Source organism: Ancylobacter sp. 3268 (assembly GCF_031456575.1).
Taxonomy (GTDB): domain Bacteria; phylum Pseudomonadota; class Alphaproteobacteria; order Rhizobiales; family Xanthobacteraceae; genus Ancylobacter.
The window spans coordinates 1-13,292 of the sequence record NZ_JAVDUX010000016.1; the positions used below are offsets into that span (position 1 = coordinate 1).

Annotated in this window: 12 protein-coding genes and 4 pseudogenes; 9 read left to right on the forward strand and 7 right to left on the reverse strand. The window is 63.4% G+C overall.

What is annotated here, in order from left to right; genetic code table 11:
• Positions 1-62: 62 nt before the first annotated feature.
• The 3 genes from J2X65_RS20415 to J2X65_RS20425 form a co-directional block, all read right to left on the reverse strand.
• A complete protein-coding gene (locus J2X65_RS20415) occupies positions 63-539 on the reverse strand; it encodes a DUF3883 domain-containing protein (protein WP_310204970.1) in 477 nt (158 codons plus the stop codon).
• Positions 540-689: 150 nt separating this feature from the next.
• Positions 690-887 (reverse strand): hypothetical protein, encoded by a 198-nt coding sequence (locus J2X65_RS20420; RefSeq protein WP_310205356.1) that lies wholly within the window; start codon positions 885-887, stop codon positions 690-692.
• 42 nt (positions 888-929) lie between these two features.
• Entirely contained in the window at positions 930-1,322 is a 393-nt protein-coding gene (locus J2X65_RS20425; protein ID WP_310205323.1) for a PIN domain-containing protein, read from the reverse strand.
• Between J2X65_RS20425 and J2X65_RS20430 the strand changes: the two are divergent.
• Together J2X65_RS20430 and xth are read left to right on the forward strand one after the other, a co-directional pair.
• Positions 1,308-1,579, forward strand: a pseudogene (locus J2X65_RS20430) (SDR family oxidoreductase); the annotation flags it as partial. The gene J2X65_RS20425 and the pseudogene J2X65_RS20430 overlap by 15 nt on opposite strands.
• Positions 1,580-1,588: 9 nt before the next feature.
• Positions 1,589-2,443, forward strand: a pseudogene (xth, locus tag J2X65_RS27015) (exodeoxyribonuclease III).
• On the opposite strand, the gene J2X65_RS20440 reads toward xth, so the two are convergent.
• The 3 genes and pseudogenes from J2X65_RS20440 to J2X65_RS20450 form a co-directional block, all read right to left on the reverse strand.
• Positions 2,403-3,566 carry a PHB depolymerase family esterase gene (locus J2X65_RS20440; protein ID WP_310204976.1) on the reverse strand — a complete coding sequence of 388 codons (1,164 nt, stop codon included), beginning with the start codon at positions 3,564-3,566 and terminating at the stop codon, positions 2,403-2,405. The pseudogene xth and the gene J2X65_RS20440 overlap by 41 nt on opposite strands.
• Positions 3,567-3,712: 146 nt before the next feature.
• Positions 3,713-4,466, reverse strand: a pseudogene (locus tag J2X65_RS20445) (hypothetical protein); the annotation flags it as partial.
• 10 nt (positions 4,467-4,476) lie between these two features.
• The gene (locus J2X65_RS20450; protein ID WP_310204979.1) at positions 4,477-4,974 is read right to left on the reverse strand and encodes a ferritin-like domain-containing protein; all 498 of its coding nucleotides are present in this window, start codon (positions 4,972-4,974) and stop codon (positions 4,477-4,479) included.
• Between the two features lie 353 nt (positions 4,975-5,327).
• Between J2X65_RS20450 and J2X65_RS20455 the strand changes: the two are divergent.
• The 7 genes and pseudogenes from J2X65_RS20455 (at position 5,328) to nhaA (ending at position 12,045) form a co-directional block, all read left to right on the forward strand.
• Positions 5,328-7,255: pseudogene (locus J2X65_RS20455) on the forward strand (AI-2E family transporter).
• Positions 7,256-7,610: 355 nt separating this feature from the next.
• Positions 7,611-7,916, forward strand: coding sequence for a hypothetical protein (locus J2X65_RS20460; protein ID WP_310204982.1), 306 nt, complete (start codon positions 7,611-7,613; stop codon positions 7,914-7,916).
• 1,017 nt (positions 7,917-8,933) lie between these two features.
• The gene (locus tag J2X65_RS20465; RefSeq protein WP_310204984.1) at positions 8,934-9,236 is read left to right on the forward strand and encodes a hypothetical protein; all 303 of its coding nucleotides are present in this window, start codon (positions 8,934-8,936) and stop codon (positions 9,234-9,236) included.
• Positions 9,237-9,263: 27 nt separating this feature from the next.
• Positions 9,264-9,506: a hypothetical protein gene (locus tag J2X65_RS20470; RefSeq protein ID WP_310205326.1), complete on the forward strand. Its 243-nt coding sequence runs from the start codon at positions 9,264-9,266 to the stop codon at positions 9,504-9,506.
• Positions 9,507-9,564: 58 nt separating this feature from the next.
• Positions 9,565-9,840, forward strand: coding sequence for a DUF1488 family protein (locus J2X65_RS20475; protein WP_310204987.1), 276 nt, complete (start codon positions 9,565-9,567; stop codon positions 9,838-9,840).
• 27 nt (positions 9,841-9,867) lie between these two features.
• The gene (locus J2X65_RS20480) at positions 9,868-10,680 is read left to right on the forward strand and encodes a transglutaminase family protein (RefSeq protein WP_310204991.1); all 813 of its coding nucleotides are present in this window, start codon (positions 9,868-9,870) and stop codon (positions 10,678-10,680) included.
• Between the two features lie 51 nt (positions 10,681-10,731).
• Positions 10,732-12,045: a Na+/H+ antiporter NhaA gene (gene nhaA, locus J2X65_RS20485; RefSeq protein ID WP_310204994.1), complete on the forward strand. Its 1,314-nt coding sequence runs from the start codon at positions 10,732-10,734 to the stop codon at positions 12,043-12,045.
• A gap of 45 nt (positions 12,046-12,090) precedes the next feature.
• On the opposite strand, the gene J2X65_RS20490 is transcribed toward nhaA, so the two are convergent.
• Complete coding sequence (locus J2X65_RS20490) at positions 12,091-12,954, reverse strand: transglutaminase family protein (protein ID WP_310204997.1); 864 nt, start codon at positions 12,952-12,954, stop codon at positions 12,091-12,093.
• Between the last annotated feature and the right edge of the window lie 338 nt (positions 12,955-13,292).

Consider the following 13,292-nt stretch of genomic DNA (forward strand, 5'->3'; position numbering starts at 1 on the left):
CTCTTCAGGCTTATGCTTCTTCTGCGCCATGGCGCCATCCTCCAAAGGCCCGAAAGCCTACTTCACGGAGGACCACTTTCCAGGGAGCAGGCCACCTCCAGCGGCGGCCGCAACTCGAACGCCTTTGGCTCCCGCGCAAAATTCCACAATCGCACTAGCCGCCAATCGCTGCGCCGCTCCTCCGCAACTGCCAGCTCATTGCGCGTGATGTGAAACGGCGTGCGCTCCCAGCCATTGGTGGTCTTCACCTCGATCAGCCGATCGCGGCCGTCGGTGTCGAAGCTCAGGATGTCATAGCCGGCACCATCGCCGTCGACATGCGACACCCAGCGGATGTGCTCAGCGAGATCGGTCCGGCCAGCGGCGAGCAGGTTAGTGCGCTCATGCGCGAGGACGCGCTCCTCGCCAGCGCGACCCAACGCTCGATTACGGGCATCACGCTCGGCTACGTCGTACTTCCGGGCGATGGCGGTCATCTGCTCAAGTTCGTCGGGCGGCGGCGCATTGCTGTGTGTCGGTGGTGGGCCGATCCACAGCATCGCTTCCTCCCGAAGCGCTGAGGGTGACGGTCCCATCGCCATCCGCGCGGCTGGTGCGAGCCAATCGGATGACGCTGGAGCCAGCGCGCCACCGCATCGACGAGCGAGGCCTGGAAATTGAAGGCCGGCTTGTAGCCTGGGATCCAGTCCTCACCGAGACCCTTGAGAACCGCACTGATGTTCTGATGCTTGTATTCGATCGAGCCCGCGGGGCCGATCGATCACGGCCTGCAGCAGGCGGTTATGTTCGGCCTTGCTGTAAGGCAGCCCGACGATGTCGTCCGCGAGCATCGCGAAATAATCCGCCACGATCGCGTCATTCTGCTCATCAGACCAGTCACCGGCCATGGCAGGTCCAGAGCGGGCCGGCCAAGCTGGAGAAGCCACGGATCATGCCAGCAACTGCGCCGGCACACCGAGCGCCGGTCCGGCATCGGCGAGCCGCCGGTCGAGCGTATGCACCGTGGCGCCATGCTCCGACGCGACGGCAAGATGCAGCGCGTCGCCGGCACGGAGCCCAAGGGCGTGCTGATCGGCAAACCTCGCCGCCGCCCGGAACTGCCCGCCCGTCACGGGCAGCACGGTGAAGCTCTCGGCGACGAGCTTGTTGAATATGGCGAGCGCCGGCGCACGCTTGGCCGTCTTCGCCTTGGAGGCTCGGCGGCGTTCTTCAAGCCAGGCCTCGACTTCGCCGAGGTCCCACACGACGGTTCGAGAGGTCAGGTAGAAGCGCGGCGGAAACTCGCCGCGCTGCTCCATGTCGTAGATGGTCGTGTCGGCCACACCAAGGCGCCGGCCAAGCAGTTGATCGAAAAGGGCATCCGTGCCAACGCGGTTGCGCCGAGCCCTTCTGGACCGTTCTGCAGCCCAGCGGCGGTCAGCCGAGCGAGAAGGTCCAGAAATTCGGCCAGAACACCGACTTCAAGCGTCCCGGCCAGCCGGTCGAACTTGCTCCGATCTACGTGCTGCTTGCTTCGCAGGAGGCGAGCTTCATCAACGGCGAGGTCTATGGCGTCACGGGTGGCGAGGGCATCGCCTGAGGCCGGACGGTGAAGATCGCCAGCTTCAACGTCAACGGCGTCAACGGACGCTTGCAGGTGCTCCTCCGCTGGCTGGAGAGTGCGCAGCCGGACGTCGTGTGCTTGCAGGCACTGAAGGCGCCGGACGACCGGTTTCCCAATCGCGAGATCGAGAAGGCTGGCTATGGCGCGATCTGGCAAGGCCAGAAGAGCTGGAACGGCGTGGCCATCCTCGCGCGCAGCCACGAGCCGATCGCCACCCGCCGTGGCCTGCCCGGCGACCCTGACGACGGCCAGCGCCGCTATATCGAAGCGGCGGTCGCCGGGATGGGTCGTTGCCTGCCTCTATTCGCCGAACGGCAATCCCGCGCCGGGACCGAAGTTCGACTACAAGCTGCGCTGGTCCGCCGGCTGACGGATTACGCGGCGGAGTTGCTGGCGCTCGACGTGCCGGTCGTGATTGCCGGCGACTACAACGTCACGCCGACCGAGCTCGACGTCTACAAGCCCGAACGCTGGATCGACGATGCGTTGTTCCGGCCCGAGGTGAAAGACGCATTTCGCGTCCCTGCCGGCCAGGGCTAGACGGACGCGCTGCGGACGCTGCATCCCGGCGAGCGCATCTATACCTTTTGGGATTATTTCCGGAACGCATGGGGCCGCAACGTCGGCCTGCGCCTCGACCATTTCCTGCTCAGTCCGGCCGTGGCGGAGCGGCTGATCGCCGCCGACGTCGATCGCGCCGTTCGCGGCTGGGGTAGGGCAAGCGATCACGCGCCGGTCTGGATCGAGCTTTCAGAGACGGCCCGACCGACGCGAGGCGGGGGGTCGATCTCGTCCGCTGCTAGCGCATCAGTCCCGCGGCGCGAAGGGCGTCCTCAATGATCCTCTTCACGCCGGATGGGTCGGATACCGGCGATTTCCAGCGCGCACCCAACGCATAGGCCTCGGGCTCTGCCTCCCTCGCCTCCGGCGTGGGGGCCACGGGCGCCGGCAGAGTTGCTTGCCTGTCATTCACGGTGGCCGGGACGGTACTCGCGAATGCAGCCTCCCGCGCCTCCGAGATGCCCCAGAACTGCGCGATCTCGCGGGTGGAGGATATACCGACGTCCAGCATGTACGGACCGGCGGCGCCGAGGTCATCGCCCAGCGGCGTGCCATGGCCCATCGCGGCCACCGTGTTCAATTCGATCATCGCCTCGCCCGCGTCATTGCACCAGGTGCGTTTGGTGCGGACGCCGAGAACCTCCGAGCGCGTCGGCATTTCGTCGAGCTGGTGGACGCTGCGCCATTGCGCAGCGATATCCTCGGCGTTGGAGGGCGCCACCGTGTGATCGGCCGATCCCTGCCAGATCGTCACCCGCGGCCACGGACCCGGATGCCTCGACGCGTTGCGCAGCAGTCCCCAGAGCTCCTCGTCCGAGGCCGCACCCTGGCCACGCATACAGTCGAACGCTTCCGGGACGGTGGTCGCACGGCCATAGGCCAGGCCGGCGATGACGGCACCGCCCGCGAAGACCTCCGGATAGGTCGCGAGCATGACGGACGCCATCGCGCCGCCAGCCGACAGGCCGGTGACGAAGATCCTGTCGCGGTCGAGACCGTGGGCGACGACCATCGCCTCGATCATTTGGCGGATGGAGAGCGCTTCGCCGGCATTGCGCCGGGTGTCCCCAGGGCGAAACCAGTTGAAACAGAGATTGGGATTGTTGCCGTGATGCTGCTCCGGATAGAGCAGTGCGAAGCCAGCATGATCGGCGAGCTGAGACCAGCCGGCATGATGGTCATAGCCGGCCGCGTTCTGGGTGCACCCGTGCAGGACGACGACGAGCGGCGCTCCCTTGGACAAGCCTGCCGGAACATAAAACCGAGACTTCAATCCACCCGGATTCGATCCGAAATCAGAAAGCGTGGAAAGTCGATCGGGTGAGGTTGAGCCGGGAAAATGGCCAGCCTGCCGCCCGCGAAACGCAGCAAGCCGGGCGATGGTATCAGACATTATCCGCAATGGAGGCATCCTTGTTGTGACGCCCGGGGGTGGACGGCATGTACTAACGCGCTCGCAACGAGATCGTTGCTGCGCTGCACAATAACAAGGGGCGAGCTGCGGGAATGTGAGGACGGCCGGCCTCTCAGCCGGCCGAACCCTTAGTTTCAGCGGCGTTGGCCGAGATAGACGGTTTCCTCGTCGTCGCGCTGCCGGCCGCCAAGAGCGGCGACGCAGGAGATGAAGGCTCCGATCATCAGCGAGAGGGTGCCGAGGAGCGCGAAGGTGGCGCCGGCCTTGCGCGCCGCATCGGCCGCCTGCTGCGCCTTGACCCTGGCAGCTTCGACCTGACCAAGCACGGCATTGACCGGCGCCGTCGCATCCGCCTGCGAGAGGCCGGTGCGGGCGGCGACGAGTTGGCCAAGATAGGTCTTGTCCGCAGGCGAAACTTCGCCGGCGGTCGCGCTGGCAATGAGGATACGGGAGGCCTGCGCCGCAGCCCCGGCATTGCCTTCCGCCCCAGGTGTTGCCAGCTGAGCGGGGACGGTCGGCCGGAACAGCTCGTCGACGAAATAGGACGTCGCATCCGAGCCGTTATAGGATCCGGCATTGGCGGTCGCGCCGGCCGAAGCCCCTAGGGCCGCACCGGAGGCGACGGTCGAAGCCGCGTGGACGCCAGTATCGATCCCCCCGGATAGCGCCGAGCCGAGCAGCGAGACCATGAGGATCGTCGCCACCGCCAAGGCTCACCGCCCAGGCCAGGAACCCGTGCGCGGTGTCGCGGAAAAAAGTCTCGTCGGTGGCGATGCCGACCCATTTGGTGCGGAGTCGCCCGGTTAAGTAGCCGCCGAGACCCGATGAAAGCCATTGGACGACCACGAGTCAGATGGCGGTGGACACGGCAAAGGTAGTGACGCTGGCGCTCTTGCAATCAGGCGGCTTTTGCCATTGCATTGGCGGATGCGTCCGCCAGGGATGTCAGCGCCTTGTCGGTCATGGACTCTTCCTTCAGCGTGGTGTCGAGTAGCGCCACCGCGTCCTTCAAACCCAGCACCTGCGCCCAGCGCTTCAGCGTGCCGTAGCGGGTGATCTCATAGTGTTCGACCGCCTGTGCCGACGAGATGAGGCCGGCATCGATCGCGGGCGTGCCCTTGAAGCTCTCGATGATCTCCTCGCCTTCAGCGACGATGCCCTCAATGGCGTCGCAGGTCTTCGCCTGGGGACGCTTGCCCATCAGCTCGAACACCTGCTGCAGGCGCTCGACATGGCCTTCGGTCTCGTCCTTGTGCTTCTCGAACGCCGCCTTCAGCTCCGGCGAGGCGGCGGCGCGGGCCATCTTAGGAAGCGTCTTCAGGATCTTTTTCTCGGCGTAATAGATATCCTTAAGCGTGTCGTGGAAGAGATCTTCCAGCGTCTTTTCCTTGGTCATGGAAATTGTCCTTTACTGCGCAATTAAAGCGCCGCCCACTGGATTGTGAGGAAGTCTCAATATTAACCAGACCGTCTCGAGAAGGTTCCCGAGATGCCAGATCGACGGAAGTCTCCGCCCCATTTTTCGCCCCCGACCCCGCATTCTTGACGTTCGGAACGAGCGGGACGCGGGGCCGTTGAGATGATCTAAAGCGTCGCGGCGGCGGAGGTCTTCGCGTCGGTAGTCGAATGGTTTCGGGCTGAAACAGCCGAGTCGACCTGGACTATTCCCTGCCGCAATTGATCGTCGCAGGCATCACAGGAAGAACGTCCATGGATACGCAGGGCGAGAACGGAAGAGGCGCCGCCTCCATGGCGGTGAAGAAAGCGGCGCCCGTGCCGACCTCCATTCCTACCATCGTGACTCTAGTAGGCATGACGGCAATCTTTTATTTGGGGTGTGACGTGTTCTTGCCTCTTGCGGTGGCACTTTTGCTAACATTTACTTTAGCGCCGATCGTCTCATTTCTGCGCAAGTTGTCCCTGCCGAAGATTCTTGCCGTGATCCTCACGGTTGGCGTCGCCTTCGCCGTCATCGCTCTGGTCAGCTTCGTCGTCGCGACGCAAGTCAGCAGTCTGGCGCAGAACATACCGACCTATCAGAACAACGTTCTCGAGAAGATACGCTCGCTAAGGGAGCTGGGAGCCGGTGGCGGCATCATTGATCGGCTCAGCGGCGCGGTCGAGCAGGTCGGCGCCGAACTGGAAAAGGGCATGCAAGACGCGAACGCGCCACCGCAGCCTTCCGCCAGGGACCCGCTGCCGGTCGAGATCGTCTCGCGCCAAAGTCCCGTCGATACGCTGAAGGATGTCATCGTTCCGCTGATTAGCCCTTTTGCTACCGCCGGACTGATCGTCATCGTCGTCATCTTCATGCTGCTCGAACGCGAAAACCTGCGCGACCGATTCATTCGCCTTGTCGGGTCGAGCGATCTTCACCGCACCACCGAGGCCCTTCAGGATGCCGGGAAGCGGGTCGCGCGCTACCTGCTCATGCAACTGGTGATCAACACGCTCTACGCGGTTCCGATCACGATCGGCCTGTGGGTTCTCGGAATTCCCAACGCACTACTCTGGGGCGTTCTAGCACTGATCCTGCGCTTCGTTCCCTATATCGGGCCGGCGATCGGCATGGTGCTGCCGCTGTTCCTGGCACTCGCCGTCTCTCCGGGATGGACGTTGTTATTGTGGACCGGGGCGCTTTTCCTCGCCATGGAGCTGATCAGCAACAACGTGCTCGAACCGTGGCTGTACGGATCGCGCACCGGGCTTTCGTCTCTCGCGATCATCGTGGCGGCGATCTTCTGGGCCTGGCTGTGGGGGCCGCTCGGTCTGGTGCTCTCGACTCCGCTGACGGTTTGCCTCGTCGTTCTAGGGCGACATGTCCCCAGTTCGAATTCCTGAACGTGCTGCTCGGCAACGAGCCCGTGCTGGAACCGCAGGCGCGGCTTTATCAGCGTCTGCTGGCCGGTGATCCGGACGAAGCGACAGATCACGCCGAAGAGTTCCTCAAACAAGGTTATCTCATAGATTTCTATGACAAAATCGGGATTCCTGCCTTGTTGATCGGCGAGCGGGACCGCCAGCGCGGCGTTATGCTCGATGAACAACGCGTAAGGTTCGCGGAAAGCACGCAGGCGCTCGTCGCCAATCTCAGGGAGATCGCGGAAGAAGAAGAGAATGAAGAGCAGGCTGCCGAGAAGGACGACGCTGACAACCCAAGCCGGCCCGACAAGCAGCAAGGTGACCTGCCCGACGGCGAAGGCCGATCGCTCATATGCATCGGGGGGCGGGGTGAGATCGACGACGCGGCTGCCGCCATGCTCGCCCAGGTGTTCGAGGTACAGGGAGCCGCCGCCTCCGTGGCAGGCCATCCAATGCTCGAAGCAGCGCGAATCCGGGAGCTTGCTCTCAAGGACGTCGACGCGGCGGTGGTCTTATACCTGAACGGGCAATCCTCGGCGCATGCGCGCCATGCCGTGCGCCGCCTCAAACGCCTGCGGCGCGGCTTGCGTGTCGGTATCCTGATTCCTCAAATCGATGCGGAGGCCGCGGCTGGCTCCGCAATCGCGTGGGCTGAGATCAACGCCGATTTCATCGTGTCCAGCATAGCCGACGCGGTGGTGGCCGGCCTTCAGGATACGCCTCCGGTGCCACTCAAAGCCGCGCCGAGGCGCCTGTTGCGAAGTCGCTCCGGAGTGCGCAGTGAGGCCACCCCGGCTCCTGCTTTGGGGCCCTAAAGCGGCGACTGCCGGGACGCCGTGCTCGGCACCGATGCGGGTAAGACGAGACGACAGCTGGAGGATCAAGCCGCAAATGACGCAGGCCAATCTTAAAGATGACGTCGCGGCGGGTTCTGCCGCCATCCTCACTCTTGGCGCCGACGGCTCGCGCTGACGCGAATGACCGCTACATCATGCCCCAGGTGATCGCTAACCGACAGTTCGATGTCGGAACCGCTGGGCAGATTGGTATTTGTCCGGCCGAGCTCATCGAAGCACAAACGTACCAAAAGTCGCCTAGGCAGCATCGTCATTGGCGAGTTCGAGGGGAGCGTCTTTGTCCTCGCCGGTTCGTCGGAAACGATAGGTCACCATGCTAGTTGCTCCCGGCTACGTCACTCGGCTGATCAACGCCACAACCAGCCTTGCTGGGAAGCAATCCGTTACTCATGACGTTTCGAGCGACGGAATGCCGGGGACGACTGATTGCAGGAAGGAAGCGGGAAGCGGAGCAGACCCGATTGCGAAGTCGATGGAATTGTCCATTGATTACCTCACCACGCGGGTGGGCCTGACAGGCGCACGTCGGCGTGATGGCAACGAAGCCCGCGCGGGCGATGACATTCTCGGCTGGCGGCGTTCCAAAAACGACCGACGCCTGCCGAGCGTGCAGCCCTAACCCGCAAGCCGATCCGTCGCGATGGTCAGCCGGATCGACAGACCCCCAGCCCTCCATTCGCGCGTGATCTCGCCGCCCAGTTGCCCGCGCACCGTGGAGCGCGCGAGTAGGCTTCCGAATCCGTCGCCTTGCGGCTCGTGATCGAGCCGGGGACCGCCGTGCTCCTCCCACGTGAGGACAAATGTCGCTCCGAGGTCCTCGCAGCGGACATCCGCCCGCCCGTCGGGGACTGACAGCGATCCATATTTGGCCGAGTTGGTCGCGAATTCAGGCTGCTTTTTACTGGCGTCGACATGCCAGGCAGCATGAACGGGCTAAAGCTCTCGGCGGCAGTGCGCCATCGATGGCCTCCCGTGCACATAACCGTGAGATCAGGACATCAGTTCGTCGACCGGTCCGAGCTTCCCAATGGAAGCGTGTTTGTCCCCAAGCCCTACAAGGCGCCGGACGTCGCGAGATCGATCCACGACCTATTCGGCGATGAATAGCTTCGGGCAATCCTGCGCTTGATTGCGAGAAAGTTTTGTGGCGTCGGGCGGCACGGCTGAGCACGAAATGCAACGGGATCCACCCATCGCTCGCACTGCTGCTGGCCAAAATATCGAAATGGATGCTAAGATATTCGTGTATAAAGACGGGCGAGCGCCGAGGAAAATCGGCTCCATCCGATATGATGGTGTGAGGTTTTATTTTTCCAAGCCATCGGATGGTGAACAGTAATATTTTGCGAGGCGTGATCTACCTTGCTTGGAACACAATCAGGGTTTATCTTTACCTGCTAATTTGGTTGAGTCGGCCACAGCGGTGTCGGAGACGTCGACCCGCCATTGCCACCAAGTTTCGATACCGATGCATGGCGCAGATCCGGGGCATATGTCGCCTGGTCGTCCGGGTTCGGATGGAGCGGACTTCATATCCGCACACGCCGCATGCGTCGTGACCTGACCGGCCCCGTCGACTGTTATCCGGGTCCGGCGGCGAACCGCCATAAATGCTTGAAAAGGATCACAAACTATCATGGCTGCTCAAAGCATTCCGCAACGAAGTGCCCGTGCAATCCACAGCGAGCCGACCACGCACCTCTTCACGGTCGGGCAGAGCGTCCGGCTCAGGGGCGGATACACTGTCTTCACCTCGCGGTTCGGCGATATCTATCGTGTCACCGGCAAGCTGCCGCCCAGCGGGAATTCGCTGCAGTACCGCATCCGCAACGAGCGCGAGCAGCACGAACGGGTGGCAACGGAAGACAGTCTGGAAATGGTCCGCGCAGATGAGCCGAGCGAGAACGCGGCGCTCGTCGACAGGACGTTCCAGCGCTGAGCGCCGGCCTCTGCGGAACCGGACATGATGAAGTTCGTGATCGAATTCTATCGCACCCGCGAACGGGACGACGCTCATGCGGTCGTCGGCCGCGAAACCGTTGACGCAGCCGATCTCGACACTGCGATCGGGATGGCGCGGTCGCTGGCCCAGTCGCTCGACATGCCGCAGCGACCCGATGCCTTGGCGATCGTCGACGAGGACGGCCGCACGCTTCATTCCTGCGCCTTCGACGCTGCACTGGGGCAAGAGAAAAGGCCTTCGCCGTGAACCAGCTCCCGGGCCCGTTCTTACGGAGCGACGCATCTGCAACCATGGCAGGGCCGCCATGACACTGGCTTTCCCCAACCCAAGCCGCAGCCTCGACAAGGCGCGGAACGCCGTCCGGTTCACCGGCTATGACGGCATGTTCGAGGTTGCGTTCCTGGTCGATGTCGGCGCGCTGGTAAATCCAGCAACCCAATTGTTCGTGTCGGAGGCATCGGAAACGGCCTGCCTTTCCGCTTTCGACGCTCGGCGAAGCTCAATCTATGCAGCCGCGTCCAAGGCCTATTCGAACGGACACCGCGCCCCTTACATTCTCACCGCCGCCGATATCCGTTAGACGGATCGAGGCTCCCAGGAATCCTTCATGCTGATCCGCTACGGCTATGAGATAACGCTGACCTGCCAGCAGCCGACCGCGCTCGTCTGCCTGCTGTCCGTCCATGAGGACCGCGCCGACGATATCCGTGCGGCGGAGACATTTTTCACCACGCCCGATGTCCCGACATCGACCTACCGCGATCTGTTCGGCAACCGATGCCGGCGGCTCGTCGCGCCGGCCGGCGACCTGATGATCTGGGGCGATGCCACGATCGAGGATGACGGCAGGCCGGACCCAGTGCTGCCGGCCGCCCGGGAGATGCCGGTGCCGGAACTGCCGGACGATACCCTCGTCTATCTGCTGGGCAGCCGCTACTGCGAGACCGACCGCCTCAGCCAAACGGCATGGGACATGTTCGGTACGCTGCCACCCGGATGGGGCCGTGTGCAGGCGATCTGCGACTTCGTGCACAATCACATCCGCTTCGATTACATGCAGGCCCGCTCCACGCGGTCGGCTTTCGAGACCTTCCACGAGCGGGTCGGCGTGTGCCGCGACTTTGCCCATCTCGCCGTCGCCTTCTGTCGCTGTCTCAACATCCCCGCGCGCTATGTGAACGGGCATCTGGGGGATATCGGCGTGCCGGTCGTCGACCCGATGGATTTCAGTGCGTGGATCGAGGTCTTTCTCGACGGTGCCTGGCACACCTTCGATCCTCGCAACAACCTGCCGCGCATCGGCAGGATCGTGATCTCCCGGGGGCGCGATGCCGCCGACATCCCGCTGATCAACTCCTTCGGCCCTCATATTCTGAAGTCGTTCCGGGTTTGGACCTACGAGGTGCAGGGGCCGGCATAGATGTAAAGGACCCGGCCCGGAGGCGATCAGAAGCTAGAGGAGGCTTGTCGAATGAACGAGAGCCTTGCGCGGCTTCCCAGAGAACCGGCCGACCGGCTCACGCGGCCTTTCATGCGCTTCCTGCGCATCGAGGCGATGGCGGGCTTGGTTCTGCTGCTGAGCACGCTTCTCGCACTGCTTCTCGCCAACACGGCGTGGTCGGCCTCGTTTCTCGCCTTGTGGGATATGCCGGCGGGGGTCCGGCTCGGCGAGGTCGAGCTCTCCCGTTCGTTGCAGCACTGGATCAACGACGGGCTGATGACTCTGTTTTTCTTCGTCATCGCGCTCGAGCTGAAACGCGAGCTGGTGCTTGGCGAACTGCGCAATCCGCGTGTCGCCGTCCTGCCTTTGGCAGCTGCTTTCGGCGGGATGCTGATACCGGCCGGGGTATTCCTGCTCGTGGTTGGCAGCGGGCCGGGCGCGAGCGGCTGGGGCACCGTCATGTCCACCGACACGGCCTTCGTCATCGGTAGCCTGGCGATGCTCGGCTCGCGCATTCCGGAGAGCTTACGGCTGTTCCTGCTCTCGCTCGCGATCTTTGACGATGTGGGTGCCATCCTGGTCGTGGCGATTGGCTATGGCGATACCTTGAACTGGGCTGCTCTCGGTGCCGCCGGGATCGGACTTGCCGTGGTGGCTGGAATTTCGCGCCTGGGAGTGCGCAATATTCTCGTCTATTTCGCGGTAGGCGGCGGCATCTGGCTGGCGTTCGATGCCTCGGGAATCCATGCGACCATTACCGGCGTGATCCTTGGACTGATGACTCCGGCGCGGAGCTGGGTGAGTGACACGCGTTTGCACGCGATCCTTGACCGCGTGGTCGCCTATCCTCCCGGCGATCACTGGAGCGGGGATGCGGCGGCGCGCAGCGACCTCCATCGAGCGGGCGTCGCCACGCGCGAAGCGCTGTCGCCAATCGAGCGGCTGGAGATCGCTCTCCATCCCTGGGTGGCGTTCGCCGTGATGCCGCTCTTTGCCCTCGCCAATGCCGGCGTGCCGATGGCCGCGGCGACCTTCGATGTCCCTCTTACGACCGCGATCGTCGCGGCCTTCGTGGTCGGCAAGCCCGCCGGAGTTGTGCTCTTCAGCATTCTTGCCGTGAAGCTCCGCTTGGGGGTTCGTCCAGACGAGCTGTCGTGGGGCCTGCTGGCGGCTGGAAGCCTGCTGACCGGGATCGGATTCACCATGGCGCTTTTCATCGCCGAACTTGCCTTCGAGCCCACGCTTCTGGACTCGGTCAAGCTCGGCATTCTCGGCGCCTCCATCATCTCGGCAGCAGCGGGATTCCTGGCGTTGAGCTTGCTGACGTCTCGCAGAACGCCATAGCGCCCTATGCGCGGCAGCTGACCACAGGGTGGTGCTCCATTGCGTCTACGCCCGGACGGAAACCTCGACCGACATCGCGTCGAACGCATCGCTCATCCCGAAGAATTCACCGGTCACGGGCATCACCTGCCGAATATCGCGGCCAACGGCAACCGGAATGAGGTTGGCGCCGCCCACACTGCGGTTCGTCGGATCGAAAGTGATCCAGCCCGCTCCGGGAACATAGACCTCCGCCCAGGCGTGAGTTGATCCCGAGCCCATCGTTCCCACAAGCTCCTGGGATGGATTATGCAGATAGCCGGAGACGATCCGCGCGCCGAAGCCCAGGGTCCGCATGGCCTCGACGAAGAGCACGGCCATGTCGCGGCACGATCCCCAGCCGCGCTCCAGCGTGTGGACCGGTGACTGCGTACCCTCGTCGTCGCGTCCCTGATAGGAGATCCATGGCAGTACGCCTGCGTTGATGTCCTTCAGCAGCGCAAGCGTGTCCGTCGGCTCGCCGCGGACGAAGGCCAGGCTCCATGTTCGCAGCCGTCCCGCCGGATCGGGATATTGAGGCGTTGTCAGGGCTCCCAGGTCCGTCCATTCGTCCGCGCTATATTGGAAGGGATAGGAGATGGCCGACACGGCGACGTCGAACACCGGCCATGCGACGGCATCGAGCTCGATCTCGGCGAAGCTTTCGATAACCAGATTGTCAGTCATCTCGTGGAAGGTCGCCGTTGCCACCATATTGCCGGCGACGTCATGGGCCCACGTCACGACCGCACCGGGGGTGATCGTCAGGTCGATCGAACGCAGACGAAGCTCCCGGCTCTCGCGGGGACGCAGCATCATCTGATGCGGCCGCAAGCTCACGGGCCTGTTGTAGCAATACGTTGTTCTATGATGAATCTTCAGGACACTCACTGCATCTCCCTCGCGTCAGCCGGACGTTTGCAGAACCGCTTGATGACATGTGAGCCGAGACCGCTTCCGAGCCTCGGATGGAAGGTAGATCGGGCCAGTATCCACCGCATGTGGCGCCCTGTCGTTCGATTACCAAGGATGGCCAAACCGGAGCGCGGCGAATATGCGCCTGATCGGCGATAAGCTCGACGGCGCCACGATCTGCGGACGCGACGACGAGAAGATTGGAACAGTCTCGAAGGGCGGCATCCCGCGGGTGTTAGGATCGCCGTCGGCGAGCTTATCTAGCCCAGGGGGAGGATGAACCCGAAGAACGTCTGCTGCCTCTTTGGGAGCAG

Bases quoted from the DNA above. Each gene is read 5' to 3' on its own strand.
- J2X65_RS20475 (WP_310204987.1), top strand. From the start codon at position 9,565: ATGACACTGGCTTTCCCCAACCCAAGCCGCAGCCTCGACAAGGCGCGG.
- J2X65_RS20420 (WP_310205356.1), bottom strand. From the start codon at position 887: ATGGCCGGTGACTGGTCTGATGAGCAGAATGACGCGATCGTGGCGGAT.
- J2X65_RS20415 (WP_310204970.1), bottom strand. From the start codon at position 539: ATGCTGTGGATCGGCCCACCACCGACACACAGCAATGCGCCGCCGCCC.
- J2X65_RS20460 (WP_310204982.1), top strand. From the start codon at position 7,611: ATGCTAGTTGCTCCCGGCTACGTCACTCGGCTGATCAACGCCACAACC.
- J2X65_RS20450 (WP_310204979.1), bottom strand. From the start codon at position 4,974: ATGACCAAGGAAAAGACGCTGGAAGATCTCTTCCACGACACGCTTAAG.
- J2X65_RS20465 (WP_310204984.1), top strand. From the start codon at position 8,934: ATGGCTGCTCAAAGCATTCCGCAACGAAGTGCCCGTGCAATCCACAGC.
- nhaA (WP_310204994.1), top strand. From the start codon at position 10,732: ATGAACGAGAGCCTTGCGCGGCTTCCCAGAGAACCGGCCGACCGGCTC.
- J2X65_RS20480 (WP_310204991.1), top strand. From the start codon at position 9,868: ATGCTGATCCGCTACGGCTATGAGATAACGCTGACCTGCCAGCAGCCG.
- J2X65_RS20470 (WP_310205326.1), top strand. From the start codon at position 9,264: ATGAAGTTCGTGATCGAATTCTATCGCACCCGCGAACGGGACGACGCT.